The 26216-nt window shown below is 42.5% G+C and carries 25 protein-coding genes; 20 read left to right on the forward strand and 5 right to left on the reverse strand.

The features are described 5' to 3' along the window. Position 1: 1 nt before the first annotated feature. The gene (gene tviB, locus ACFN7Z_RS17215) at positions 2 to 1279 is read right to left on the reverse strand and encodes a Vi polysaccharide biosynthesis UDP-N-acetylglucosamine C-6 dehydrogenase TviB (protein WP_159151673.1); all 1278 of its coding nucleotides are present in this window, start codon (positions 1277 to 1279) and stop codon (positions 2 to 4) included. A gap of 308 nt (positions 1280 to 1587) precedes the next feature. Between tviB and ACFN7Z_RS17220 the strand changes: the two genes are divergently transcribed. The 5 genes from ACFN7Z_RS17220 to ACFN7Z_RS17240 all read left to right on the forward strand — a co-directional run bounded on the left by ACFN7Z_RS17220 (position 1588) and on the right by ACFN7Z_RS17240 (position 6986). Then, the gene (locus tag ACFN7Z_RS17220; RefSeq protein WP_159151674.1) at positions 1588 to 2691 is read left to right on the forward strand and encodes a polysaccharide biosynthesis/export family protein; all 1104 of its coding nucleotides are present in this window, start codon (positions 1588 to 1590) and stop codon (positions 2689 to 2691) included. Further along, positions 2691 to 3119 (forward strand): low molecular weight protein-tyrosine-phosphatase, encoded by a 429-nt coding sequence (locus ACFN7Z_RS17225; RefSeq protein ID WP_159151675.1) that lies wholly within the window; start codon positions 2691 to 2693, stop codon positions 3117 to 3119. Before ACFN7Z_RS17220 ends, ACFN7Z_RS17225 begins: the two co-directional genes overlap by 1 nt. Positions 3120 to 3134: 15 nt before the next feature. After that, the gene (locus tag ACFN7Z_RS17230; RefSeq protein ID WP_159151676.1) at positions 3135 to 5321 is read left to right on the forward strand and encodes a polysaccharide biosynthesis tyrosine autokinase; all 2187 of its coding nucleotides are present in this window, start codon (positions 3135 to 3137) and stop codon (positions 5319 to 5321) included. Positions 5322 to 5534: 213 nt separating this feature from the next. Next, positions 5535 to 6239: an FKBP-type peptidyl-prolyl cis-trans isomerase gene (locus ACFN7Z_RS17235; protein ID WP_125274497.1), complete on the forward strand. Its 705-nt coding sequence runs from the start codon at positions 5535 to 5537 to the stop codon at positions 6237 to 6239. Positions 6240 to 6293: 54 nt separating this feature from the next. Next, positions 6294 to 6986, forward strand: coding sequence for an FKBP-type peptidyl-prolyl cis-trans isomerase (locus ACFN7Z_RS17240; RefSeq protein ID WP_159151677.1), 693 nt, complete (start codon positions 6294 to 6296; stop codon positions 6984 to 6986). 150 nt (positions 6987 to 7136) lie between these two features. On the opposite strand, the gene murJ is transcribed toward ACFN7Z_RS17240, so the two are convergent. Both murJ and ampD read right to left on the reverse strand, forming a co-directional pair. Then, positions 7137 to 8693 (reverse strand): murein biosynthesis integral membrane protein MurJ, encoded by a 1557-nt coding sequence (murJ, locus tag ACFN7Z_RS17245; RefSeq protein ID WP_171503111.1) that lies wholly within the window; start codon positions 8691 to 8693, stop codon positions 7137 to 7139. A gap of 77 nt (positions 8694 to 8770) precedes the next feature. Next, positions 8771 to 9343: a 1,6-anhydro-N-acetylmuramyl-L-alanine amidase AmpD gene (gene ampD / locus ACFN7Z_RS17250; RefSeq protein ID WP_159151685.1), complete on the reverse strand. Its 573-nt coding sequence runs from the start codon at positions 9341 to 9343 to the stop codon at positions 8771 to 8773. 184 nt (positions 9344 to 9527) lie between these two features. Between ampD and nadC the strand changes: the two genes are divergently transcribed. Further along, positions 9528 to 10373 (forward strand): carboxylating nicotinate-nucleotide diphosphorylase, encoded by an 846-nt coding sequence (nadC, locus tag ACFN7Z_RS17255; protein ID WP_159151679.1) that lies wholly within the window; start codon positions 9528 to 9530, stop codon positions 10371 to 10373. Between the two features lie 75 nt (positions 10374 to 10448). Here the strand turns inward: nadC and rph are convergent, their stop codons facing one another. Beyond that, a complete protein-coding gene (gene rph, locus ACFN7Z_RS17260; RefSeq protein WP_004684198.1) occupies positions 10449 to 11165 on the reverse strand; it encodes a ribonuclease PH in 717 nt (238 codons plus the stop codon). Between the two features lie 161 nt (positions 11166 to 11326). On the opposite strand from rph, the gene ACFN7Z_RS17265 reads away from it, so the two are divergent. Both ACFN7Z_RS17265 and ACFN7Z_RS17270 read left to right on the forward strand, forming a co-directional pair. Next, on the forward strand, positions 11327 to 12004 hold the full coding sequence (locus tag ACFN7Z_RS17265) for a TetR family transcriptional regulator (protein WP_159151680.1): 678 nt from the start codon (positions 11327 to 11329) through the stop codon (positions 12002 to 12004). Between the two features lie 108 nt (positions 12005 to 12112). Next, positions 12113 to 13747, forward strand: a complete 1635-nt coding sequence (locus ACFN7Z_RS17270; protein WP_159151681.1) for a PglL family O-oligosaccharyltransferase — start codon at positions 12113 to 12115, stop codon at positions 13745 to 13747. Positions 13748 to 13820: 73 nt separating this feature from the next. Here the strand turns inward: ACFN7Z_RS17270 and ACFN7Z_RS17275 are convergent, their stop codons facing one another. Continuing rightward, positions 13821 to 14438 (reverse strand): thiol:disulfide interchange protein DsbA/DsbL, encoded by a 618-nt coding sequence (locus ACFN7Z_RS17275; protein ID WP_004684194.1) that lies wholly within the window; start codon positions 14436 to 14438, stop codon positions 13821 to 13823. A 180-nt stretch (positions 14439 to 14618) separates the two neighbouring features. Between ACFN7Z_RS17275 and ubiG the strand changes: the two genes are divergently transcribed. The 12 genes from ubiG (at position 14619) to ssuC (ending at position 26207) form a co-directional block, all read left to right on the forward strand. After that, positions 14619 to 15335 carry a bifunctional 2-polyprenyl-6-hydroxyphenol methylase/3-demethylubiquinol 3-O-methyltransferase UbiG gene (ubiG, locus tag ACFN7Z_RS17280; RefSeq protein WP_159151682.1) on the forward strand — a complete coding sequence of 239 codons (717 nt, stop codon included), beginning with the start codon at positions 14619 to 14621 and terminating at the stop codon, positions 15333 to 15335. Further along, positions 15332 to 16027, forward strand: coding sequence for an HAD family hydrolase (locus ACFN7Z_RS17285; RefSeq protein ID WP_159151683.1), 696 nt, complete (start codon positions 15332 to 15334; stop codon positions 16025 to 16027). Before ubiG ends, ACFN7Z_RS17285 begins: the two co-directional genes overlap by 4 nt. Positions 16028 to 16063: 36 nt before the next feature. Then, on the forward strand, positions 16064 to 16810 hold the full coding sequence (locus tag ACFN7Z_RS17290) for a YciK family oxidoreductase (protein WP_005401600.1): 747 nt from the start codon (positions 16064 to 16066) through the stop codon (positions 16808 to 16810). Between the two features lie 153 nt (positions 16811 to 16963). Continuing rightward, positions 16964 to 17383 (forward strand): hypothetical protein, encoded by a 420-nt coding sequence (locus ACFN7Z_RS17295; protein WP_159151686.1) that lies wholly within the window; start codon positions 16964 to 16966, stop codon positions 17381 to 17383. A gap of 170 nt (positions 17384 to 17553) precedes the next feature. Further along, positions 17554 to 18999 carry a capsule assembly Wzi family protein gene (locus ACFN7Z_RS17300; protein WP_395442295.1) on the forward strand — a complete coding sequence of 482 codons (1446 nt, stop codon included), beginning with the start codon at positions 17554 to 17556 and terminating at the stop codon, positions 18997 to 18999. 371 nt (positions 19000 to 19370) lie between these two features. Next, complete coding sequence (locus tag ACFN7Z_RS17305) at positions 19371 to 19754, forward strand: RcnB family protein (protein ID WP_125281672.1); 384 nt, start codon at positions 19371 to 19373, stop codon at positions 19752 to 19754. A 299-nt stretch (positions 19755 to 20053) separates the two neighbouring features. After that, complete coding sequence (locus ACFN7Z_RS17310) at positions 20054 to 20410, forward strand: RcnB family protein (RefSeq protein WP_125281671.1); 357 nt, start codon at positions 20054 to 20056, stop codon at positions 20408 to 20410. A gap of 124 nt (positions 20411 to 20534) precedes the next feature. Beyond that, positions 20535 to 21887, forward strand: coding sequence for an amino-acid N-acetyltransferase (argA, locus tag ACFN7Z_RS17315; protein ID WP_159151867.1), 1353 nt, complete (start codon positions 20535 to 20537; stop codon positions 21885 to 21887). A gap of 331 nt (positions 21888 to 22218) precedes the next feature. Next, positions 22219 to 23178 (forward strand): sulfonate ABC transporter substrate-binding protein, encoded by a 960-nt coding sequence (locus tag ACFN7Z_RS17320; RefSeq protein WP_159151866.1) that lies wholly within the window; start codon positions 22219 to 22221, stop codon positions 23176 to 23178. A gap of 16 nt (positions 23179 to 23194) precedes the next feature. Continuing rightward, positions 23195 to 24190 (forward strand): aliphatic sulfonate ABC transporter substrate-binding protein, encoded by a 996-nt coding sequence (locus ACFN7Z_RS17325; protein WP_159151865.1) that lies wholly within the window; start codon positions 23195 to 23197, stop codon positions 24188 to 24190. Positions 24191 to 24216: 26 nt separating this feature from the next. Next, positions 24217 to 25392, forward strand: a complete 1176-nt coding sequence (gene ssuD / locus ACFN7Z_RS17330; RefSeq protein ID WP_159151864.1) for an FMNH2-dependent alkanesulfonate monooxygenase — start codon at positions 24217 to 24219, stop codon at positions 25390 to 25392. After that, positions 25392 to 26207 carry an aliphatic sulfonate ABC transporter permease SsuC gene (ssuC, locus tag ACFN7Z_RS17335; protein WP_159151863.1) on the forward strand — a complete coding sequence of 272 codons (816 nt, stop codon included), beginning with the start codon at positions 25392 to 25394 and terminating at the stop codon, positions 26205 to 26207. The genes ssuD and ssuC overlap by 1 nt, the downstream gene beginning before the upstream one ends. Positions 26208 to 26216: the final 9 nt, after the last annotated feature.

Raw genomic sequence — 26216 nt, forward strand, 5'->3', positions numbered from 1 at the left:
ATTACAGACGAAGGTCAGATTCAGATTGATCTAGTACATATTTCAGGTCATACAAAATATGTGCGGACTTGCCAAGGGCACGTAATGCATCAGCACCCATAGCTTTAAACTGATCATGTGCAACGGCTAGAATTACCGCATCATACCGACCCTGTTCCAGATTGGTGACTGGAGTAATCCCGTATTCATGCTGAGCTTCGCCCGCATCTACCCACGGGTCATACACATCGGCAGCAATCTTGTATTCTGTTAGTTCATTAACAATATCAATAATTTTGGTGTTACGAATATCTGGGCAGTTTTCTTTAAAACTTAAGCCTAAAACCAGAACCTTGGCGCCTTCGACCTGAATTTTTTTCTTGATCATCGCCTTGACCAACTGGGTAACCACATAAGCCCCCATGCCATCATTTAAGCGGCGACCTGCAAGAATAATTTCCGGATGATAACCGATGGACTGTGCTTTATGAGTTAAATAGTACGGATCGACACCAATACAGTGTCCACCCACTAAACCTGGACGGAATGGCAGGAAATTCCATTTTGTACCGGCAGCCTGTAATACAGCTTCGGTATCAATTCCCATTTTATTAAAGATCACTGCCAGCTCATTAATCAAGGCAATATTGACATCACGCTGGGTATTTTCAATCACTTTTGCCGCTTCAGCCACTTTAATGCTAGCTGCCTTATGCGTACCTGCTTCAATAACTAAGTTATAAACTTGATCAATAAAGTCAGCAACTTCAGGTGTTGATCCTGAAGTAATTTTTAAAATATTCGTGACTCGGTGTAATTTATCACCTGGGTTAATTCTTTCTGGGCTATAACCAGCAAAAAAATCTTGGTTAAATTTTAAATTAGACACCTGTTCAAGTACTGGAATACATGTTTCTTCAGTAGCACCAGGATAAACAGTTGATTCATAAACAACGATATCACCTTTTTTAAGTACCTTTCCAATACTGGTTGAAGCCTTTATAAGCGGTGTTAAATCAGGTTGTTTAAACTCATCAATCGGTGTTGGCACGGTCACAATAAAAAAATTGCAACTATGTAAGTCGGCCAAATCAGATGAATAACTTAAATAAGTTGCTTCTTTCAACTCGTCTGAAGAAACTTCTAAAGTATGGTCTTGGCCACTTTTTAATTCTTCAATCCGTGTTGTGTGGATATCAAACCCAACGACCGATACTTTTTTACCAAATTCGACTGCCAATGGCAAACCAACATAGCCTAAACCAATCACTGCTATTTTCAGATCAGAGAGTTGTAGCATTTTAACGCCTTATTTATTTCTGTTATGAACATGAATCTTATCGGCGGGAATACTACCAGAAAAACATGAATTTTCTGTTATGATTTTTTACCAAATTCTTAGTGCAGTCCTGTTTGATTAAACTTAGAGACTAGATAGATCCTGCTATTTTGCTCAATACAGTAAAATTCGCAACATTTGTATCCATAGCAATCAACAAAAATTCTTACTATAAAAATTGATTACAATTTGCTATATACCCTAAAGCTAAGTTCGGTAAAATGCTGTTTAATTGAAATGATTTTAAAAAATCTAAAATGGGAATTTTTGTGCGACATTTTAAATCTATAATTCTATTGTCCTTTATCATGACATCTACTGGATGCACTCTGACATCTGGACTACAAACTTATGATTTACCTGAGGAAGGTATGTATCAAACAGAGTTAGGCACACAAGTCAATGTTGTGAAACTCACCCAAACATCATTACCAGCTGTCCAACCTGCCCAATACAATCAAGAATATTTTTCTCATTTGTTCAATATTCCTCAAAAAAATTACAAGCTCAGTGCTGGAGATATTCTTTCAATTTATCTCTGGGCTTATCCTGAAATTACTCCTTCTGCTACAGTCAGTGTCAGCAACAATGATTCTGCTCGGGCTACAGGTTATCAAATTGATCAAAGTGGTTATATCCAATTTCCTATTATTGGTCGCTACAAAGCAGCAGGAAAGTCTTTAACACAAGTGAACCAAGAATTACGTAGCCAGCTTTCACGGTATTTAAAAACTCCCGACGTCATTGCTCGTGTTCTATCGTATCAAGGACAACGCTACTCTGTACAAGGCAGTGTCATGAAAGGTGGACAGTTTACTTTAACTGACCAACCCACAAGTGTTTATACTGCATTAGGTTTAGCTGGCGGTATCAATACTCAGTTAGGAGATAACACCTCTATTACTCTTGTCCGCCAAGGTAAAACTTATAATCTCAATAGCATTTCGCTTGAAAAGGCGGGTTATTCACTACACAATTTATTGATTCAGCCTAATGATACACTTTATGTAAACTCAAAAGAAAATCAGAAAATTTATGTAATGGGTGAGTCGGGACAAAACAAACCGATCCCGATGCGAGATCAGGGTATTAGCTTAAGTGATGTCATTGGGGAAAGCCTCGGTTTGAATCCACTTTCAGGCAGTCGAAGCAAAATTTATGTGGTTCGTAGTCATCGTGATGCAGGGATCACTGATGTCTATCACCTAGATTTAACCAGTATTGGTGATTTTGGATTGGCAAATAAATTTCAAATGCAAAGCAATGATATTGTGTACATCGATGCCTCAGGTTTAACGCGCTGGCAACGTGTCATCAATCAAGTCATTCCATTCTCAAATGTTATTTATAATATTGATCGCATGGGACAATAATGCAATTCAAAAATATTTTGGTCGTTTGTATAGGTAATATCTGTCGTAGCCCTATGGCAGAGTACCTACTCAAACAAAACCATCCACAGCTCACAATTCACTCTGCAGGCATTTCTGGCATGATTGGATATGCGGCTGATGACAAAGCAAAGCTTTGCATGCAACGTATTGGAATTGACATGAGCCCTCATATTGCAAGAAAACTTAATGCTGAACTGATTAAGCAAGCTGATTTGATTTTAGTCATGAGCCAAAATCAACAGAAGCATATTGAGCAAACATGGCCATTTGCAAAAGGAAAAACATTTCGCCTAGGTCATTGGCAAGGAAAAAATATTCCTGACCCCTATCAACATGATCAAGCTTTTTTTGATGAAACTTCCCTGCTTATACAAGCCTGTGTAGCAGATTGGACTAAACATATTTAACTTTGATGTACGATTATGAGCCAAACTACAAATACAGAAGATACTATTGATTTAAAAGAACTATTTTTCTCATTGATCGCACAATGGAAGTTAATTGCGCTGTGTATCCTTTTGAGTCTAATTTGTGCCCTACTATACTTAAGAGCAACTCCAGATACCTATTCGGTGGACGCCTTGGTACAAGTAGAAGAAAATAAAGGGGCTTCTGCAGCTTTATTAGGTGACCTATCGAGCATGATTGAACAGAAGCAACCTGCTCAAGCAGAAATCGAAATTTTAAAATCGCGTTTGGTATTAGGCAATGTTATTCAACATTTGAATTTAGATCTTAAAATTTCGGGCACGCAAAATTCATTTACTGATCGTCTATTATCTCCACACCATTATCAAACAGAGTACCAGCCGAAATCGGTGTTGTTTAAAGATGATGAAAAAACATTCGATATTCGCCAGTTTAATGTTCCATCAAACTTCCGTGATAAAAACCTTGAACTTCGCTTTAAAGATGGTCAGTTTAGTTTAACGAATACACAAACTGAACAAGTCATTTTAACAGGAAAAACGAACCAATCGAATACCTTACGTACAGCGGATGGCTTGTGGAATATTTCTATCTATACGCAAGATCAACTAAAAGACGTTTATTTACTTGAAAAACAATCACTACCTGCCGCAGTCGACAGTATTCTGATGAATTATTCAGTCGCAGAAAAAGGAAAGTTAACAGGTATTCTTGGGCTCAATTATCAAGGTACAGACAAAACTCATATTACCCAAGTACTCAATGCTATTCTGGTTTCTTATAGCCAACAAAACATTGAACGTCGTTCAGCTGAAACAGCGCAAACACTTAAATTCTTAGATGAACAACTACCAGAGCTGAAACAACAACTTGATGTAGCAGAACGTGAATTCAACAAATTTCGCCAACAATACAACACCGTAGATGTCACTAAAGAATCTGAGTTGTATTTAACGCAAAGTGTAACCTTAGAAACTCAAAAAGCAGAACTTGAACAAAAAGTTGCAGAGGCTTCGGCCAAATATACTGCTGAGCATCCAGTCATGCAGCAAATGAATGCACAACTAGGAGCAATCGATAAAAAGATTGGGGAGTTAAATGCGACATTAAAAGAACTGCCAGATTTACAACGTCGTTATTTACAGCTTTACCGTGAAGTTGAAGTTAAACAACAACTTTATACAGCGTTATTGAACTCATATCAGCAACTACGTATTGCTAAAGCGGGCGAGATTGGAAATGTTCGTATTGTAGATACAGCAGTGGAACCAATTGAGCCGATTGCACCGAAGAAGCTACAGATTTTAATTCTCTCTATTTTCTTAGGTGGTTTCCTCGGTACGCTCTTGGCGTTATTACGTAATATGATGCGTTCAGGGATCAAAGACTCCACTCAAATTGAAAATGAATTGGATCTGCCCGTGTATGCAACGGTTCCTCGTTCACCTGTACAAGAAAGCCGTATTAATATTTTAAAGAAGAAAAAGAATATTCCTATTCTGGCTGTTAAAAATAGTGATGATATCGCTATTGAAAGCTTAAGAAGCATGCGTACAGCCATCCATTTCGCTCTAAGCTCTGCCCGAAACAATCTGATCACAATTTCAGGGCCAGCTCCAGAAGTTGGAAAGTCCTTTATTTCAACCAACTTAGCCACAATTTTGGCGCAAAGTGACAAACGCGTATTAATCATAGACGCAGACTTACGTCGTGGTTATTTACACAAGTATTTTAATCTCGACACACAACCTGGCTTAACAGAATTACTCAATGGTCAACACAGCTTAGAGACAGTGATTCGAAATACTGAAGTACCTGGCTTAAGCGTCATCTCCAGAGGTAAAAGTCCAGCGAATCCGTCTGAACTACTAAGCTCTAACCAGTTCAAAAATCTATTAGAGCAAATGTCAGAGAAATTTGATCATGTGATTATCGATACTCCACCAGTCTTAGCCGTGACGGATGGCATCATTATTTCTCAATACACAGGCGTTAACTTAGTGATTGCCCGTTATGCGAAAACACAAATGAAGGAGCTTGAATTGACCCTGAATCGCTTCGAACAAGCCGGCGTGAAAGTGAATGGATTCATTCTAAATGATATCCAGCGTTCAAGTGCAGGCTATGGCTATGGCTATAACTATGCTTATGCCTATAAAGCCAATAAAGAATCAGACTAAATACATTCTCTAACCGATAAAAAGCCAGAACTTGATTTCTGGCTTTTTATTTTGTATGACAAACGTTTATATATTCAAATCCTTATAGTTTTTTTAAGGACTTCGGCATATATTAATTTGAAAATGTACTGGTGGTACAAAACACGTCATTCATGAAGTCTGCTAAGATGCTAAAAAACTTTTTGAATGTAATAGAATTAGGAAAAATTTCACATGAGTAAAGCCTTACCCATTGCTGTAGCTGTTATTCTAGGCGGTGCTGCACTTGTTCCCGTTTATTATGCATCTCAACACCCAGCTTCAGCCGAAGCCCAAGTTTCAAAAAATGCATCTGCCGTAGAAAAAATTAGCTATGCACTGGGTTATGAGGTTGCTCATCAAACTCCACCAGAACTCGATATTAACAGTTTTGTAACCGGTGTCCGTGCTGGTCATGCCCGTAGCCAACCCGCCTATACCGAAGAAGAATTAAAACAAGCCTATGAGCAGTTCCAACAAGAAATGCAGCAAAAGCAGGCCAATGATGCGAAGCAAGCACAAACAACCAGTGACAGCTTCTTAACTGAAAATGCGAAAAAACCTGGGGTGAAAACCACAGCGTCAGGCTTACAGTACAAAATTACGCAAGAAGGCACAGGCAAGCAACCCACTGCCAGCTCTGTCGTGACCGTGCATTACAAAGGCCAACTGGTCGATGGTAAAGTCTTTGATAGTTCACTTGAACGTGGCGAGCCAATTGAGTTCCCATTAAATCAAGTAATTCCAGGTTGGACTGAAGGTCTACAACTCATGAAAGAAGGTGGGAAGGCGACACTTTACATCCCTTCTAACTTAGGCTACGGCCCACAAGGTGTACCCGGCATGATCCCAGCCAACAGCACGCTTATTTTTGATGTTGAACTGATCAAAGTAAAATAAGACAAGTCAATCAAAGGAGAGCTTTTGCTCTCCTCTTTTTATTGAGAATACAAGATGAAAATTCAAACAACATTACTCTGTGGCTTGTTACTTTCTACACCTGTTTTTGCTGCACCGATTAATAATAAAAGCAGCATCAACCAACAAGTCGGTTATAGCTTTGGCTATCTCATGGGTCGGAGCAATGCCGAGTCAATTCAAGATTTAGATCTCGATGCTTTTGTGCAAGGGTTACGTGAAGCATCTAAAGGCCAAGCTGCGTCATTAAGCGATGAAGAAATGGCGCGTGTACTCACCCAATATAAACGCCAAGCCGAGGCAAAACAGTTATTAGAAGTTAAACAACTGGCTGATAAAAATGCCAAAATTGGTGCGGCCTTTTTAGCTGAAAATGCGAAAAAACCCGAGGTGAAAACCACGACTTCAGGCTTGCAATATATGGTTTTACAACAAGGCCAAGGCAAGTCACCTAAGGCCAACAGCAAAGTCAAAGTTCATTATGAAGGGCGTTTGATTGATCAAACCGTTTTTGACAGCTCGATTGCACGTCAACAGCCTGCGGAGTTTCAAGTCAGCCAAGTAATTCAAGGTTGGACTGAAGGCTTACAGCTAATGAAAGAAGGTGCTAAATATCGTTTCTTTATTCCCGCTAAACTGGGCTATGGCCAAATTGGTTCAGGTGATGTGATTGAACCAAATAGCACCTTGATTTTTGATGTGGAACTGATTGAAGTGTTGCCAAAATAAGGCAGCAATGCAAAGGCAATGCTATATACAAAATAAAAAGCCTGATCTTCGTGATCAGGCTTTTTATTAATTTCAATCTATTCTTCAATCAAGCCGTGCTTTTTTTAAGCTACGCACTTTGCTTGCAATATAAAAAAGTACTGCTTTGTTTTATGCTTCATGTTTGAGATGACGTGGTCTAAACCCAGTAAAGAGCAAACCAATCGCATAAGCCACGACACCCACCACACACAATCCGAGCACTTCTGCAACGCGAATCCACTGTGACACATCACCATTATACCAAGTCAATGCATACCACAATGCCGCAATCATCACGGCGTTAGAAATACCAAACTGGATAAACAGTTTTTTCCAGTGTGCACCAAAACGGAAAATATCGCGCTTGTGTAGATAGAAATACAACATCCCCGCATTCACCAGAGCAGAGCCCGAAGAAGCTAAAGCCAAAGCCATATGCTCTGCCTGCCAGTCAATCAGTTTAAAGAAACCAATAAACACCACGTTTAAAATCGCATTCGCAGCAACGGCCATTAAACCGACACGGACAGGAGTCTTGGTGTCTTGTTGCGCATAAAACCCTGGGGCAAAGACTTTAATCAACATGAATGAAATCACCCCAGCGCTCATACACTGCAACGCTAAAGCCGTCATTTGAGTATCTTCAAGGGTAAATTGTCCACGTTGGAACAAGGCCTGAATAATAGGGGTCGATAACATAAACAGTGCAATACTAGCCGGTACCCCCACTAAAACAATGACCTTCGCAGCCCAATCCATCATGCCACGAAACTTCGACATATTTTGCTCTGCATGACGGGTCGACAATGCCGGTAAAATCACCGTACCAATCGCTACCCCAATCAAGCCCAAAGGTAACTCGGTCATGCGTTCCGCACTGTACAACCATGACACTGAACCGTCTTGCATAAACGAAGCCCAAATGGTGTTCAGGAGTAAGTTGATTTGCGTGACAGAAACACCAAATAGCGCAGGCAGCATCAATTTCATGATGCGATCCACCCCTTCATGTTTAAAATCGACTTTCGGTGGAATCAGTAATTTTTTATGCCAAAGTTCAGGAATTTGGATCGCCAGTTGCAATACACCCGCAGCAATAACTGCCCAACCGAGTGCCATAATCGGCTCCGCCATATACGGCGTCAACCACCATGCTCCTGCAATCATCGCAACATTCAGCAATACTGGTGAAAATGCGGGTGAAGCAAAGGAACCATAACTATTTAGAATACTGCTGGCAAAGGCTGTCAGCGACATAAACAATAAATAAGGAATGGTGAGGCGGAACATTGAAACCGCGAGGTCGAACTTCTCTGGATCGGCATGGAAACCCGGTGCATAGATGTATAGCACTGCTGGAGCTGCGACCATAGCAATGAAGGTTAAAGCCGTCATAACCGTCATTAAACAACCAAAGACACGGCTAATCAGAATCTGAACTTCCGCATGGGTACGCCCAGTTTTATATTCGGTCAGGACTGGAATAAACGCCTGTGAGAATGCTCCCTCAGCAAATAACCGACGGAAGAAGTTCGGGATACGAAAGGCCACCACAAAGGTATCAAAATCTTTCCCAGCACCAAAGACATTTAGTAAGACAATGTCTCGTACCAAACCCAAGACCCGAGAAAGCATGGTCATTGCACTTACAATTACGGTTGACCGCCACAGCGCCATCGTATCCACCTAGTTTTTCATTTGCCGCTATTGTAATGAAACTTCAGCGAATATTTGATTGTTTAATGTTGTTGTCGACTCTCAATTCATTGACTTTTTAACTGCTGCAAACGATTTCGATAGTCTAACCAATCAAAAAATGTGCCTGGATCGGTCTTACGTCCTGGCGCAATATCGGAATGTCCTGCCAAATGCTGCTGAATTTGAGGATAGGCTTGTTGTAAACAGGCCGTCACGTGTACCAATGTTTCATATTGGGCATCTTCAAAAGGCAAGTCATCACTGCCCTCAAGCTCAATGCCAATCGAATAATCATTACACTCTTTCTTGGCCAAATAGCTTGAACGCCCTGCATGCCATGCACGGTCATTAAAATTGACAAATTGTAAGACTTCGCCACTTCTTAAAATCAGTAAATGCGCTGAAACTTGCATACCTTGAATAGTTTGAAAATATGGATGTACTGACCAATCCAATTGATTTTGAAAAAATTGTTCAATATAACCGCCACCAAACTGTGAGGGAGGCAAACTGATATTATGGATGACAATCAGTTGAATCTCAGTATCAGCAGGACGTGCATTAAAATTAGGCGATGGAATTTGTCTCGCTCCTAGCAGTTGCCCTGCTTGCACTTGAAACCACGGAATGACCTGCATATTTTTATTCCTCAAACCCATTACGCCCTTTGGGCAATCTTTTTTAATGTCTCTCATGCTAAATCTTTCCCCGTCATTTCTCAAATTGGTCAGCGTTTGATTCTTAAATTTTCACGCCTTTTTCAGGAAAAATGCTAATATATTGCACAATTTTCATGGCTTCTATAAAGATACGGACAATCGGATGAGCATATCGCAGCAACTGCTTGAACAATCTATTCAACTGAATATTCAACAGGCATTACAAGAAGACATCGGTGATGGTGACATTACGGCACTTTTGACACCTGAAGATGAACAAGCGACTGCGACCATTATTAGCCGTGAAGACATGATTCTTGCAGGTCAACCTTGGGTCAATGCATTAATTGCAGCTTTTGATTCCAGTGTACAAATCACCTGGCTAAAAAACGATGGCGATCTGGTTCGTGCCAATGAAACCATTTTTAAACTGGCGGGTTCAGCACGCAGCTTACTTACGGTTGAACGCCCTGCACTCAACTTTGTACAAACGCTATCTGCTGTGGCCAGCAAAACTGCGGAATATGTCAAACAACTCGATGGCTTAAACACCAAGTTGCTGGATACCCGTAAAACCCTACCGGGTCTGCGTATTGCCCAGAAATATGCTGTTGCAGTCGGCGGTGGTCAAAATCATCGTTTAGGTCTATTCGATGCTTTTTTAATTAAAGAAAATCACATCATGGCAGCGGGTGGCATTGCTCAAGCCATTGCCAAAGCGCATCAAATTGCCCCAGGCAAACCTGTCGAAGTCGAAGTTGAAACTTGGGCTGAATTAGACCAAGCATTGGAAGCCCAAGCTGATATCGTGATGTTAGATAACTTTAGCCAGCAACAAATGATTGATGCGGTCAAGCATGTTGCAGGACGTTGTAAATTGGAAGCGTCAGGCAACATCACCATTGCCAACTTACGCGAAGTCGCAACCACAGGCGTGGATTATATTTCGATGGGTGTATTGACCAAAGATGTCAAAGCAGTCGACCTTTCTATGCGTTTTAATACTTAATTTCAACAATTTGCATTCAGTCAACACGCAATAAAAAAACGCACTCTAAAGTGCGTTTTTTTATTGCGTTAAAACTTACCAGCCCAGTGCTTGCTGTTGTTTTTTCACCAATTCTTGAATGCCCTTTTCTGCCATTTCTAACATGGCATTGCACTGTACACGGGTAAATGGTTTATCTTCTGCCGTGCCTTGAATTTCAATAAATTCGCCAGCTTGAGTCATGACCACATTTAAATCCGTTTGGCAGTTTGAGTCTTCTTCATAGCACAAGTCTAAAAGCACTTCATCTTGGAAAATACCGACTGAAATGGCAGCCACTAAGCCTTTTAATGGATCTTGCTTAATTTTCTTTTTCTCAAGCAACGTATTCATCGCATCAATGAGGGCCACCGCAGCACCGGTGATCGCAGCAGTACGTGTACCGCCATCTGCCTGAATCACATCACAGTCAATGGTGATGGTATTTTCACCTAATTTTTTTAAATCCACCATGGCGCGTAGACTACGACCAATCAAACGTTGAATTTCTTGAGTACGACCACTTTGCTTACCACGCGCAGCCTCACGGTCACTACGGGTATGCGTCGAACGTGGCAACATGCCATATTCAGCGGTTACCCAACCCTGACCCTTGCCTTTTAAAAAGCGTGGTACTGAGTTATCAATACTTGCCGTACAAAGAACTTTGGTATGACCAAACTCAACCAATACCGAACCTTCCGCATAACGTGTGTAGTTACGAGTAATGGTGACATCACGTAATTGATCTAATGTTCGTTGGTCGATACGCATAATACGCCCTTCATCTAGCTTAATAGGTTGGCGCATAGTATAGCAGAAGCAGACCCAAAGCATTTGTCTGACTGCATTGCATTTGTAATTGATCGCCTGCTTCCCTACCCATCCATATTCTTTGTTAAACTGAAGCTTAAAAGAGGCTGAGGCAATCATCTATGTCGATTCGGGAAGAACGTAAACAACAAAGCCGCCAAGCTTTGCTGAATGCTGCATTACAACTCAGCACCTCGGGACGTTCCTTTGCTCGCATTAGTCTCCGTGAAGTCACTCGCCAAGTGGGTTTAGTGCCGACCGCTTTTTATCGCCACTTTAATGATTTGGATGAGTTAGGACTTGAACTGGTCGACCAAGCTGCGCTCCACATCAAAAGTATGTTAACGCAATTGGGACAAAGCTATGTTTATGGTCCACATGCCACGATTGAGCATAGTCTAGACCTATTTTTTCATGCTGTAGAGCAACATCCTGAACAATGGATTTTCTTGATTGGAGAACGTTGGGGTGGGTCGGCCTTGATCCGTGCTGCCGTTGAGCGAGAAATTGCCTTTTTAATCGATGACTTCGCCCATGAATTAACCCGTATTGAAAGCATGCAACATATTCATGACAGCGAAGACCTCAAAGTATTGGCCAATATTTTAATGGATGCCTCTTTTAACTGGGCCATGCGCTGGATTGGTTTGAGTCGAGATGTGGCTCCCGATAAACTCCAACAGCAGCGGGCTGAATTTAAACTACAAACCATCGTGCAGATTCAACTCATGTTCCGTGGAATCTCCAATTGGCAACGACCATCTGCTCAAACCAAACACGCCAATCCGACTTTGCATTAAGCCGCTCGCAGACGCAATTTTGGTGTATTACAAAATTTTTAATGCGCTTTGCTCAAACTTGGATGCTTTTTCACTATCATAGAGCCAGTTTTTTCATCTGTAGCTCCTATGCGTTTTTTTCTTTTTTTAGCGGCGAGTGTCTGTATTGCCTTGGCATGGCTATTGCCCATTCATTATCGACCTTGGGTCACCTATACAGGTGAATTGTTTGCATTTTTATCTTTATTTGCACTCTCTGCCCTATTTTTAAAAGAAAAACTCTTGCTCCCGAAAGTGAGTTTGCCACTATTGCTATTGAGTCTGGTGCCCTTCATTCAGTACGGTTTTGGCGAGCTGTTCTTTTTCAGCAAAGCACTGATGTGTGGCTTATATATCTTTGCATTCTGGCTGAGTATAGTTTTAGGGTTTAACCTGAGCCAAAAACCCTTAGAACGTGAACAATTATTTAGTGGCCTGTGTACTGTATTTTGGTCAGTCGGTCTGGTAACAGCGCTCATCGCCACTTGCCAATGGCTCAATATTGAACAGTACATTCCCGGTATGACCTCTTTGAAAGGAATTAGGCCTTATGCTAACTTTGCTCAGCCGAACAATATGGCGAGCTTTCTCATTCTGGCCTTACTCGGCACTCTATACCTATTTGAAAAGAAAAAATACAACTCGATTCTGCTGTGCGCAAGTGCGGCATTGATACTATTTGCGCTGGCACTGAGTCAGTCCCGTACATCATGGGTCGCAAGTATCTGTGTACTGCTGTATTTGCTCTATCAACAGTACGAGGGTGTGGTTCAACTGAAGTGGTATAGTGCCGTCGCATGGTTTGTATTGTTTATCGCTTTTATTGCCCTACTTCCTCAGTTGAACCAACTTTTGATTCAACTATCCAATGTCGATGTCACTCAAACGAAAGAGGTTATCGCTCGTGCAACAGGTGATATGTCACGTCTTGCCATTTGGCAACAGATGCTCCATGCCATTGCTGAGCGACCTTGGTTTGGCTATGGTTGGCATCAAACCAGTGTGGCTTACACCCTAATCAGTGATCAGTTCCAAGGCCCCGTTTGGGTGAAAAGTGCGCACAACTTCATTCTCGACTTTATTGTGTGGAACGGATTAGTGATTGCGATTCCATTTTTTGCCTATCTCAGCTATTGGGGCTATCAACTGCAAAAGCATGCGACATCGCTCGAATCTGTGATTGGACTTCTGATGGTCGGCGCTTTACTGATTCACGGTATGCTCGAATTTCCGTTGTTCTACGCTTATTTCTTGCTGCCACTCGGATTGATTCTAGGCATTATTCAATCTCAGCAAAAAGTGAAAACGTGGACTTTACCGAGCTTTGCCATGCCGATCACATTTACTGTCTGTGTGGTCTTGGTCGCACTGATTATTCGTGACTATGAGTTGATGGTACCAAAGCTGAATCAAGCTTCTCGTTATGAACACACCCCTGAAAAGTTCACCAATCACGATCATATTTTACTGCTGTCGGAGTTTAACCGCCGCATTGCATGGATTCAGTTAAATCCATACAGCAAAGTCAGCCCTGAGCAAATTCGTGACTATGAGGAAATGGTGCTGAACTACCCGATCCCCTATGATTTGACTAAATTTGCCAAACTCTTGGCCTTTAATGGCTATGAAGCCGAAGCTCGTCATCAACTTTGGCGCTTAAAAACCTTAAGAAAAATTGAGCTGCGTTATGAGGATTTATTACAACCTGCATCAAGTGTGCAATAAACATCGTTAACGCATAAAAAAGCCTGCTGATGCAGGCTTTTTTAACTGAATAAGGACTTAAAACAGATTCAGCTTATTTTGCAGCGCGTTCTTTTTCAATCAAGTAATCCACGACTTGAGTCACTTTAGCATCTTCGCCTTGCACAATATATTTACCATTCACCGTCACCGCTGGAACACCACTGAGTTGATAGCGCTTGGCTAAGTCTTGTGCTTGGGCAATTTTTGAAGTGATCGCAAATGATTTATAAGTGCTGTTAAATTTCGCTTCTGGAATACCAAACTGAGTATAGAACTTGGCTAAAGCAGGTTGCTCTAGAATCGGTTGATTTTGATCATGAATGGCATGGAATAACGTCAGGTGAGTCTTTTTACGCACACCCAAGGCCTCAGACACATAATAAGCTCGCGCCGCTTGCTCCCACACTGGATTCATGGCTGCTGGCGTACGCACAAAACGCACATCTTTCGGTAGTTTTTTCAACCAAGTCTGCATATGGGGTTCAAGTTTAAAACAGTGACCACAGCCATACCAAAAAAATTCGCGGACTTCAATTTTTCCTGGCACTTCCACCTGTACAGGTGTTGGTACGACGATATAGTCCTGACCTGCCACAAAATTTGCAGCCAATGCACTGCCCGAAATTGCGAAAACAGCGGTTGCTAAGCCACTCAAAAGGAGTTTTTTCATTGAACTTATTGTCCTCAAAATCATTATGATAAGTTTATGCAAATACTATAAATCAAATATGCCAAATTCGTTTTCATTCTGTGAACTTTTTTCAGGCTTTTATCGCTTTTTCTAGAATAAACGCTACACTAAGCCCTATTGAACATTTTAAATATCATGACTTAAATTGAGGTGCCGACGATGTCGCAACTGAATGTTGATCCACAAGAAATTGCCAAATTTGAAGCATTTGCTGCCATATGGTGGGATCAGCACTCGGAATTCCGCCCTTTACATATGATCAATCCACTGCGCTTAAACTGGATTGATGAACATGCAGGTGGACTCAGTGGAAAAAAAGTCCTTGATGTCGGCTGTGGTGGCGGAATTTTAGCTGAAAGTATGGCACGTCGTGGAGCAAATGTGCTCGGCATTGATATGGGCGAAGCCCCCCTGAATGTGGCACGTTTACATGCAGAACAAGAAGGTGTTGAGCATATCGAATATCGCCAAATTCCAGTGGAGCAGCTCGCAGAAGAACAAGCAGGACAATACGATATTGTGACCTGCATGGAAATGTTGGAACACGTGCCCAATCCAGCCTCAATCATTGAAGCCTGCCATAAACTGGTGAAACCAGGTGGTCATGTATTCTTCTCCACCATTAACCGTAATCCCAAAGCCTACCTGTTTGCCATTATTGGTGCTGAATATGTACTGCGCATGTTAGCCAAAGGCACCCACGATTATCAAAAATTCATTAAGCCCTCAGAACTGGCACATGATATTCGCGGTGCAGGGCTCAAACTGAAAGACATGACGGGTTTACATTACAACCCCTTGACCAAACGCTATTGGTTAGCGCCAAATGTGGATGTCAATTACATGGTTTATACCGTCAAAGAAGGTGCTGCATGAAAGCCGTCTTATTCGACCTTGACGGCACACTGATCGACACTGCCGCCGACTTTATTCGCATTATTCAAGACATGTGCCGTGAAAAAGGTGTTGCTGTGGTCGATGCAAACCTGATCCGTAGTCAAGTCTCTGAAGGCGCACGGGCTATGGTGAAATTGGTTTATCCAGAACTGGAAGTCGAAGACCCGATTTTTCTTGCACATCGTCAGCGTTTTTTAGATACCTACGGTGCCGATATCGCAGTAGATACTGACCTGTTTTCGGGCATGTATCCGCTTATTGAAAAGCTTGAAAACCAAGAGATTCCTTGGGGCATCGTCACCAATAAACCGCGCTGGCTCAGTGAAGCATTATTAAATGCGTTGGATTTGACAGAACGCTGTGCGGTTTTAGTCTGCCCAGAGGATGTCTCGCAGACCAAGCCTGATCCTGAACCGATGTATTTGGCTGCCAAGCACATCGCGATTGCACCTCAAGACTGTATCTATGTCGGCGATCATCCACGTGACATCGATGCGGGTCGTAACGCGCAGATGTATACCATTTTGGCGGCTTATGGTTATTTACCATTCGCGCACAAAGATGACTTAACAGCGTGGCAAGCAGATTGTATAGTGAAGACTGTGGCTGAATTGGACGATGTTATTCAGTCTCTTGTGAGTCAAACTACACCGTCCAATTCACTGACTTGATCACAATTAAAAAATCAAAATAACGAGGAGGTAATGATGAAATATTCAGAATATCAACCTCGCCCCGATCTGCTCAAGGATCGCATCATCTTAATTACAGGTGCGGGCGATGGTATTGGTCGTGCTGCTGCATTAAGTTATGCCCTACACGGCGCAACTGTAGTGCTGCATGGGCGTACCTTAAATAAGCTCGAAGTCATTTATGATGAAATTGAAGGCTTAGGTGCGCCGCAACCTGCAATTTTACCCTTGCAGCTGTCGAGCGCCTCTCCTCGTGATTATGAATTACTGGTCGACACCTTAGAACGCCAATTTGGTCGCCTAGATGGCATTTTGCATAATGCGGGCATTTTAGGTGAGCGCACTGAACTGGAAAATTATCCTGTTGATGTCTGGGATGATGTCATGGCCGTCAACTTGCGTGCGCCATTCGTTATGACTCAAGAGTTAATGCCACTCCTGAAAAAATCTGAGCATGCCTCCGTGGTTTTTGCCAGCTCAGGTGTCGGGCGTGAAACGCGTGAACGTTGGGGCGCATATTCGGTGTCTAAGATCGCGATTGAAGCGGTCAGCCAACTATTTGCCAAAGAAAATACCTCACCGAATATCCGCTTTAACTGTATCAATCCGGGAGCTACACGCACTGCAATGCGTGCCAAAGCCTATCCCGATGAAGATCCAAAAACATTGCCAACGCCTGAAAATATCATGCCTGCCTATCTGTACCTGATGGGCGATGATAGTTTACATATGAATGGTCAAAGTATTGATGCACAAGACTAAAATGTGTCACTCAAGAGGAAGCTTCGGCTTCCTTTTTTTATGCGTTAAACTGAAGCTTAGTCATCTGCAACATGATTTCAAGGTTCAGAAAAGGTTGTCTTTTTTCAATTTTTGCGGATACTGATGCCCAACTCTATTTTTGAAGCATATGCCATGACGGACTTGAGCAACATCACTGTACAACCCACTGAAGATGGTATGGTCAGCCTGTTGATTGACCAACAGCCGATTTCAGAAAAATATGGGATGAAGTTTGAAGCCAGTATTGTGGAGGAACTTCAAGCGCTGGAAAATGGCGCCACACTGAAACTTTTCGACCAGTTTGTTTTTGCCCATACCGACTTGAACTTTGAACATAGCTATCACTACGTCACGGTCATTGCTAAGAATGATGAACAATACAAAGCCAAGAAAAGCTTTGTTTATCGCATCAAAATTGAAGGTCAGCCTGACATTGAGCATGCCATCAGTAAAAATGGTGAACCGATGACCGCAGCAGATATACGTGAATTTATCCAAGCGCATGTGCAGAAGTCATTGAGTGATTATACCGACCTCAACTACGCTTATTAAGCCGAATCAGCCAAGTTGAAAACGCAGCTTGGCAGTGAAGCTCCAAACACTATTGTAACGTTTTATGTGAAAATTTATAATTTTACAACATTACTAAATAGTAAAGCTTGAAAAAAAGATATAAAAAAAATAAGGTGACACTTAGCTTTAAGTCCTGAGAATAAAACGGAATGTTTCTAAAAAAAACACTTGCAATCGCTGTGCTAATGGGTGCAACAACGAGTATCTTTGCTCAAGGTCTCGTTTTAAATGATCAAAATTTAAGAACGGATCTAAACTGGTTAAATCAGCAGGGTGTGATACAAGTTAGCACATCGACATGGCCAATGAGTGGTGATGAAATTCAAAGAGTATTGTCTCAGGCTAAAGTAGCGACTTCTGCTCAGCAAAAAGTTATTGAGTCAGTGCGAGCTCATCTCGATCGTGAGAACACGATGTTTAAAGCACGCTTATTTGCTGAGAGTGATCAAAAAGAAATTCCGCAAGCTTTTGGTGATCAAGAAAAAGTACAGTACCAAGCAGGTTTGGAATTTAATGCTGGTGGTGAAAATTGGGATGTTCGCCTTAGGGTGAATGGAGAAAAAGACCCTCAAATTGATAATGGCCATGATGTAAATGCTGAAGGTTCATATATTGCAGGAAAATTGTGGAATCAATGGGTAGTTGCAGGTCAGATACCAACATATTGGGGCCCAGGACATGATGGTAGCTTAATTCGTGGCGATGCAAGCCGTCCAGTCTATGGGTTTACGGCTCAGCGTGCAGATCAAGCAGCTTTTGAAACAAAATGGTTGTCATGGATTGGCCCTTGGCAGTATCAAGCATTTGCTGGTCAATTAGATGATTATTCTGCTGTGCCTGATGCTAAATTAGTGGGTTTACGTCTTACAGCACAACCTTTACCTTATTTAGAATTAGGCGCTTCCCGTGCTTTTCAATGGGGCGGAGAAGGTCGTCCTGAAAGTTTAAGTTCATTATGGGATGCTTTTGTCGGAAATAAAGACAATGGTGGGACTGGAGAACCAGATCCATCTAACCAAGTTGCTGGTTTTGATGCTCGATTGAATTTTCAGCAGTTGTTGAATGTACCTATGAGTCTGTATGGGCAATATGTAGGTGAAGATGAAGCTGGTGGCTTACCTTCTAAAAAAATGTATCTTGCTGGCGTAGATTATTCGTCATCTTTTAAAAACATGCCATATCAACTTTATACAGAATGGGCTGATACTCGTACCAACCGTGACGCGTTAGAGGTTTCATATAATCATTCAACTTATACCGATGGTTATTACCAACATGGTTTCCCATTGGGGCATGCTATGGGTGGTGATGGTGAGATGATTTCTGTAGGTGGAGATATTCGATTTGATCCAATGAATCGTTTAAATGGTCGATTATTATTTGCAAAGGTTAATCAATCTGGCCGTATTACCAATGCAGCCTTTCCTGAAACAGATGATATTAAAGCTATCGATTTAACTTGGTCACATTACTTAAGATCATTTGTACCAATCAAAATTAATGGTTGGTTCAGTGATTCTGATTTACATGGTAATGATGCTGGTGCATCGATTGGTATCGAAATACCTTTGGATAAACGTATTTTTCATTACTAATATTTGTTAATAATCACATTCATACACTCTACAAATGTGATTGTTAGTTGCAAATTTTCCAAATCCAATAATAATTTTCTGCTCTCTACACTCAGCTTATAGCTTGAATGTAGAGATCTATCATCTAAAGTTTTTATAAAACTCACTACCTATGTTATTTTCTTCACATATATCATCACCTATTATTCAAGAATTAAAAGCATCTCTTTGGACTTTGGCGCAATTGATGATTTAATTCAGGCTTAGAATTGGGCATAATCTTCTTAATATCTCTGCATTTGTTAATAAATACCCAATTCATCTTCACAGTTTCTCTGCATTTTTTTCGTACATTATAGGAAAGAATGAAATTACCTTAATGAGGATTCAACATGAAAAAGATTTTGACAGTATTGGCAATCTCTTTCAGTGCTTTGATGGCAAGCAGTCTCAGTACTGCTGCCCCTCAGTTTGACCACGATCATCCACGCTATGGCAATGAGCCACGCGGACGTGACTTTCGCGATTCAGGTAATGACGATCAGCAAGATCGTCGACGTATGCGCGAAGAGCGCGGTGTCAAACGTTTACAACAGCATAAATGGCAACAAGGTTATGTCATGCCACAGCATTACCGTGGTAACGGCTATAAAGTCGAATATAAAGACCATAATCTTCCAAAGCCAAACCGAAACCAGCAGTGGTACAAAATCAACAATGACTACATTTTAGTCGAAGCAGACAGCAACAGTATTCTGCGCATTATGGGGCTTTAATCTGCGCTTCATTTTGTACAACTCAGCAACATTATTATTGAGACCTGAATCAACACCCTTTCATCCGCTTGAGCACGAATGCATACTCCTCTTAAGAGACCACAGTCAGGCACAGCATGGAAGGCGTTGTTTCAGGTTTTTTATGTGCCAAAGCTTTTGTTTGCAAGCATTGCAGAAAAACAACCATCTCCTCAGTCTCTTCATACATTTCACAATTCACCTAAATAGCCCTCACGCTTTCTCTAGAGTTATTCGCTAATTTTGAATGATCGAAACAAGACAAATACTGGACGAAAGCAATGAAAAAAATTCTGACTGCAATCACTCTCTCTTTAGGCTCGCTCATGGCTACATCTGCAATGGCGGCACCACAGTACTATGACCGCTCGCATGATCATGACTCGCGTTGGGATCATCGCGATGACCGCCGTTGGGACAATGACAACCGCTACCAAAACAAACGTGTTAACCCAAGCCGAGACTGGCGCTCAGGTCAAACTTTGCCACGCGGCTATGACTCATCGCGTTATCATGTTAGTGACCGCGAAGCACGTCGCCTACCCAACACTGGGCGCTACCAACAGTGGTATAAGGTCAATGGTGACTATGTTTTAGTCAATGAACGTAATAACCGTATCCTGCGTATTATCGGTTAATTCTGGCTAGTGTCGCAAAACCAATAGAACACCTGAACATTGCTTCAGGTGTTTTTCTATTTAAGACTTCCTCTTCTGCATTTTTTGATTAAAATCATGCTAAGCAGTTCATTTTGAGACAGGCATGCAAACGAATTCCATCGAAACACATCACAGTACAACTTTGCAGTATGTGCATTGGTTTCGACATTCTGCGCCTTATATCAATGCTCACCGTAATAAAACCTTTGTGATTATGTTCGATGGTGAAGCCGTTCAGCATGATAACTTTCAACATATTATTCACGACATTGCCCTGCTGCATTCACTCGGGATTCGCCTGATCTTGGTGCATGGCGCGCGTCCGCAAATCAACCACAACTTAAAACAAAGCCAACTACAAACGCCATTTCATCAACATCGCCGCGTGACCACGCGAGAATCACTAAGTTGCGTGATGAATGCGGTAGGCTCAATTCGTTTGCAAATTGAAGCCTTACTGTCTATGGGACTGGCCAATTCACCGATGTATGGCGCACGTATTGATGTAGTTTCAGGGAATTTTGTTACAGCCAAGCCCTATGGCATTCGCGATGGGGTCGACTTTCAGTTAACCGGCGAAGTTCGTACGGTCGATACCGATGCCATTCAAGGCCATTTGGATAATCACAATATTGTGCTGCTCGGGCCAACTGGATATTCCACCACAGGCGAAGTTTTCAACCTACTGGCAGAGGAAGTGGCGACCCGCACAGCGATTCATCTTAAAGCGGATAAACTGATTTTCTTGGGCAAACAACATGGTCTGCTCAGTGAACATGGTCAGTTGCAACGCGAAATTTCGCCACACAAGCTCGATGCACAAATTGAGAAGTACCAAGATTCGAATCCAGACATTGCCGTGCTTTTACGCGGTGCTAAAAAGGCCTCCACACATGGCGTCCATCGTGTCCATCTGATTTCCTATGCTTATGATGGTGCCTTGGTTGAGGAGCTCTTCACGCGTGATGGTTCGGGCACCATGATTACCGATGCCCATTATGAAGAAGTTCGTATGGCCAACATTCAAGATGTCGGCGGACTGATTAACCTATTACGCCCACTTGAAGAAGAAGGCATTTTGGTTTATCGCTCACGTGAACGTCTCGAAAACGAAATTGGCCAATTTGCGGTGATTGAACGTGATGGCATGATCTTGGCCTGCGCCGCACTCTACCCACTGCCAGCAGCAGAGGGTGAAATCCGCAGCGCTGAAATTGCCTGTGTCGCAGTCGACCCGAGCTATCGCAAATCAAATCGCGGCAGCCAAATTTTGCATTATCTCGAAGGTAAAGCCCGCAGTATAGGCATTCAACAGTTGTTTGTACTGACCACACGTACTGCACATTGGTTCTTAGAACATGGCTTTGAAACGGCTAATGTCGATGAACTTCCCAATGCACGCCAAGCCTTATACAACTATCAGCGCAACTCGCTCGTCTTTAAAAAGCCACTTTAAGTGGCTTTTGCAGGATTATGGATATCTTTATTTCTCATATCTTTATCTAGAAAACACCGCAAAAATCGCTCAAAGCTATATTGCGTGAAACACTAAGCTTATTCCAAAAATAAAAATACCTTTTAAACAATAAATATCAAGAAGTTAATCTCAATAAATTTTATATTTTATGTTTTTTATATTGCTGTTTTTTACATAAGTTTTGCACTTTTGTTTTTATCTTTTTTTTTCATGTCTAAAGCCCGATTTCTTATTTTTTCTGAAAAGAAATGCCCATTAGCGTATGTGTTCACCAACTCACTCACCTTATTTATTTGGAGTTATGAAACACATGAGCACTTCTCGAGCACAGTTCTGGATCAAAACAACCGTTCTTTCTGCAGCAGTCGTGGGTGCCATGATGTTATCTGGATGTGGGAAAAAAGAGGCTGAAACCGTCACACTCAATATTGGCTTTCAAAAATATGGCATTTTGCCCATCGTCAAAGAGCGAGGCACTTTAGAAACGGCGCTTAAAGCACAAAATGTCCAAGTCAAATGGGTCGAGTTTCCTGCAGGTCCACAACTCCTCGAAGGTTTAAATGTCGGCAGTGTGGTCTTTGGTGAAGCAGGTGAAGCGCCTCCAATTTTCGCACAAGCTGCAAATTCGAACTTGGTTTACATTGCCAACCAACCTGCTGCACCTAAAGCAGAAGCACTGATCGTACAAAAAGACTCAAAGATTCAGAGCATTCAAGATTTAAAAGGCAAGCGGATCGCACTCAACAAAGGTTCAAATGTGCATTACCTGTTACTTAAAGTGTTAGAAGCGAATAACCTGAAACTTTCTGATATTGAAGCGGTGTATCTTCCGCCATCAGATGCACGTGCTGCGTTTGAACGTGGTGCAGTCGATGCTTGGGTCATTTGGGATCCCTTCTTTGCTGCCGCTGAACACCAAATCTCAGCACGTGTGATTGCTACTGGAGAAAACTTGGTGAGTAATCATCAGTTCTATTTGGCCGATCGTAAATTTGCCGAAACCCATCCAGAAGTTTTAAAAACGGTCGTTAATGAACTCAACAACACCACACAGTGGGTCAAACAGAATCAACAACAAGCAGCCAAATTGTTAGAAAAACCGACAGGCTTGTCTTTAGACATTTTACAAACCTCGATTGGTCGTATGGGCTTTGGCGTTCAACCCATTTCAGCCGAAGTCGCAAAAAAACAGCAGTACGTTGCCGATGCTTTCTATCAACAAAAACTCATTCCGAACCAGCTGAATATTGACGCTGCCATTATTAAATAAAAATATAGAGATCATTATGAAAACACTGAAAACAGTTTCCAGTATTGGCATCGTTAGCTTGAGTCTTGGACTCGGGGCATGCCAAAAGCAAGACACGGCAGCAACAAATATTTCTGAAAAGCAGGCAGCAGATCCAGTTAAAACCCTGTCGATTGGCTATCAAAAGTCGTCTTTGAACCTGTTGGTCGCACGTGAGCAAAAATTATTTGAGCAACAATTTCCTCAAGCCAAAATTGAATGGAAAGAGTTCCCCGCTGGCCCACAAATGTTAGAAGCCTTATCTGTGGGTGCAGTTGATTTTGGCTCAGTGGGCAATACCCCACCGATCTTTGCTCAAGCTGCTGACAAAGAGCTCAGTTATGTCGGCTATGAGCAAGTTCCAGCCAATGCTCAAGCGCTGTTGATTGCTAAAAATAGTCCCATTGATTCAATTCAAGACCTAAAAGGTAAGCGGATTGCGGTACAACGCGGTTCAAGCGCACATGAGTTACTGGCGAAAGTCTTACAAAAAGCAGGGCTCAGTTGGCAGGATATTCAACCGATTTGGCTGCCCCCTGCAGATGCACGTGCCGCGTTTGATAAACAATCCATTGATGCATGGGCCATTTGGGAACCCTACCTCAGTGCAGCAGAGCAGGATGCACAGGCCGAAGTCTTGATTGATGGCACAGCATTTCCGCAAACTTATTCTTTTTATATTGGCAACCCCAAGTTCATTCAGACTTATCCTGAGGCCACCGCTCAGTTCATTCACGGGCTGAATCAGGCCGATCAATGGGTGCTAAAAAACCAATCGCAAGCACTTTCGGTCTATACCCAAAGTACGGGTTTACAGCCCTCTATTGCCCAACGCGTCATCGACAAACGTCTGAAACCTTCACCAATTCAAACCCTGACGCCTGAAGTTGTGCAAGCACAACAACAAATTGCGGACTTGTTCCAACAAGTCCAGCTCATTCCGAAACACATTCAAGTTCAAAGTACCGTTTGGGTTGCACCGAGCAAACCTTAAACGACTCTATCTAAGGATTTTTAAAAATGAAAATTTTCTGGTTTATCCCAACTCACGGTGACAGTCGCTACTTAGGTACCAGCAAAGGTGCTCGTCAAGTGGACCATGCTTATATGAAGCAAATTGCGGTTGCCGTGGATAATTTGGGTTATGAAGGCGTACTGATTCCAACGGGTCGTTCATGTGAAGACCCCTGGTTGACCGCAGCCAGCCTGATTGATGCCACAAAAAAATTAAAATTCCTAGTTGCACTGCGTCCAGGCGTGACCACTCCAGCACTGGCTGCACGGATGGCAGCCACCTTTGACCGTCTCTCCAATGGTCGGGTTTTATTGAACTTGGTGACAGGTGGCGATGAAAAAGAACTGCAAGGCGATGGCGTTTATGAAGACCACTCAACTCGCTATAAAACTGCCAATGAATACGTCAAAATTTGGCGTGAGATTTTAATCCGCTCCCATACAGGTGAAAGCTTTACCTTTCACGGCGAACGTCTAAACGTAGATGATGCCAAACTGCTATATCCACCTGTGCAACAACCCTACCCTCCACTTTGGTTTGGCGGCTCATCGGATGATGCCATCGAGTTAGCCACTGATCAGGTCGACACTTATCTGACATGGGGTGAACCCCCTGCTGCTGTTAAAGACAAAATTGACACTGTCCGTGCCAAAGCTGAAGCCAAAGGTCGTACGCTCAACTATGGTATTCGTCTGCATGTGATTGCGCGTGAAACCAATGAACAAGCATGGCAAGCGGCGGAAGAGCTCATTCAATATGTCGATGATGCTACGATTGCTGCAGCACAGGCCAAATTTAAGAGCATGGACTCGGTCGGTCAACGTCGCATGGCTGAACTACATAATGGGGACCGCAGCAAGCTTGAAGTGTCCTCAAACCTTTGGGCAGGCGTAGGTCTAGTTCGTGGGGGTGCAGGTACGGCATTGGTCGGTGACCCTGAAACGGTTGCAGCCCGTATTCAAGAATATGCCGACTTGGGCATCAACACCTTTATTTTCTCAGGCTATCCACATCTTGAAGAGTCGATTCGTTTTGCCGAGTTGGTGTTCCCACTCCTGCCGCTTGAAACTCAAGCAAAGTTGGCACAACCAAATTTAACAGGCCCCTTTGGTGAGATTGTGGCAAACAACTACACACCCGATGAAAACAAAAAAACAAAAGTGATTCAGGAGCCTGCCTAATGTCCAAAATTGTTTCAGTGCAAACCCTCCAGCAGGAAAAGGTTTCACGTGGAACTCAGTTAGGGCAGCTATTGCTGCCTTGGCTCTTTCCTATCGGCTTGATTGTGCTTTGGCAAATTGCCTCCAGCACGGGACTTTTAGAAAGTCGGATTTTACCTGCACCAACGGCAGTAGTTACTGCTTTTTGGCACCTGCTACTGAGTGGTGAACTATGGAAGCATGTGCAAGTTAGTGCAGGCCGTGCCTTACTCGGCCTATTGGTGGGTGGAGGTTTAGGGCTATTTCTGGGTTTGTTAAATGGTTCATCGAAAACGGCGTCAACTCTACTCGACACCACTCTACAGATGATCCGAAATATTCCTGCACTGGCACTTATTCCGTTGGTGATCCTATGGTTCGGGATTGATGAAACCGCCAAGCTGTTCTTGGTTGCGGTTGGGGTCTTTTTCCCCATTTACATCAACACCTATCACGGCATACGTTCGGTAGATCCACAACTGATTGAAATGGGGAAAAGCTATGGTTTGACCCGTTGGCAACTGTATAAAGAAATTATTTTACCGGGTGCGATGCCTTCTATTTTAGTCGGACTACGCTTTTCACTGGGTTTGGTATGGGTCCTGCTGATCGTTGCCGAAACCATTTCAGCCCAAGCCGGCATCGGTTATATGACCATGAATGCACGTGAATTTTTACAGACTGACATCGTTTTGGTCGGGATTTTACTGTATGCCCTACTTGGAAAATTGGCTGATCTACTGGCCGTCACATTAGAAAAATATCTGCTGCGCTGGCATGCAGGATACCAAAAATAAGGAGTTTGA

The organism is Acinetobacter sp. P1332, assembly GCF_044057475.1.
GTDB classification, from domain to species: domain Bacteria; phylum Pseudomonadota; class Gammaproteobacteria; order Pseudomonadales; family Moraxellaceae; genus Acinetobacter; species Acinetobacter johnsonii.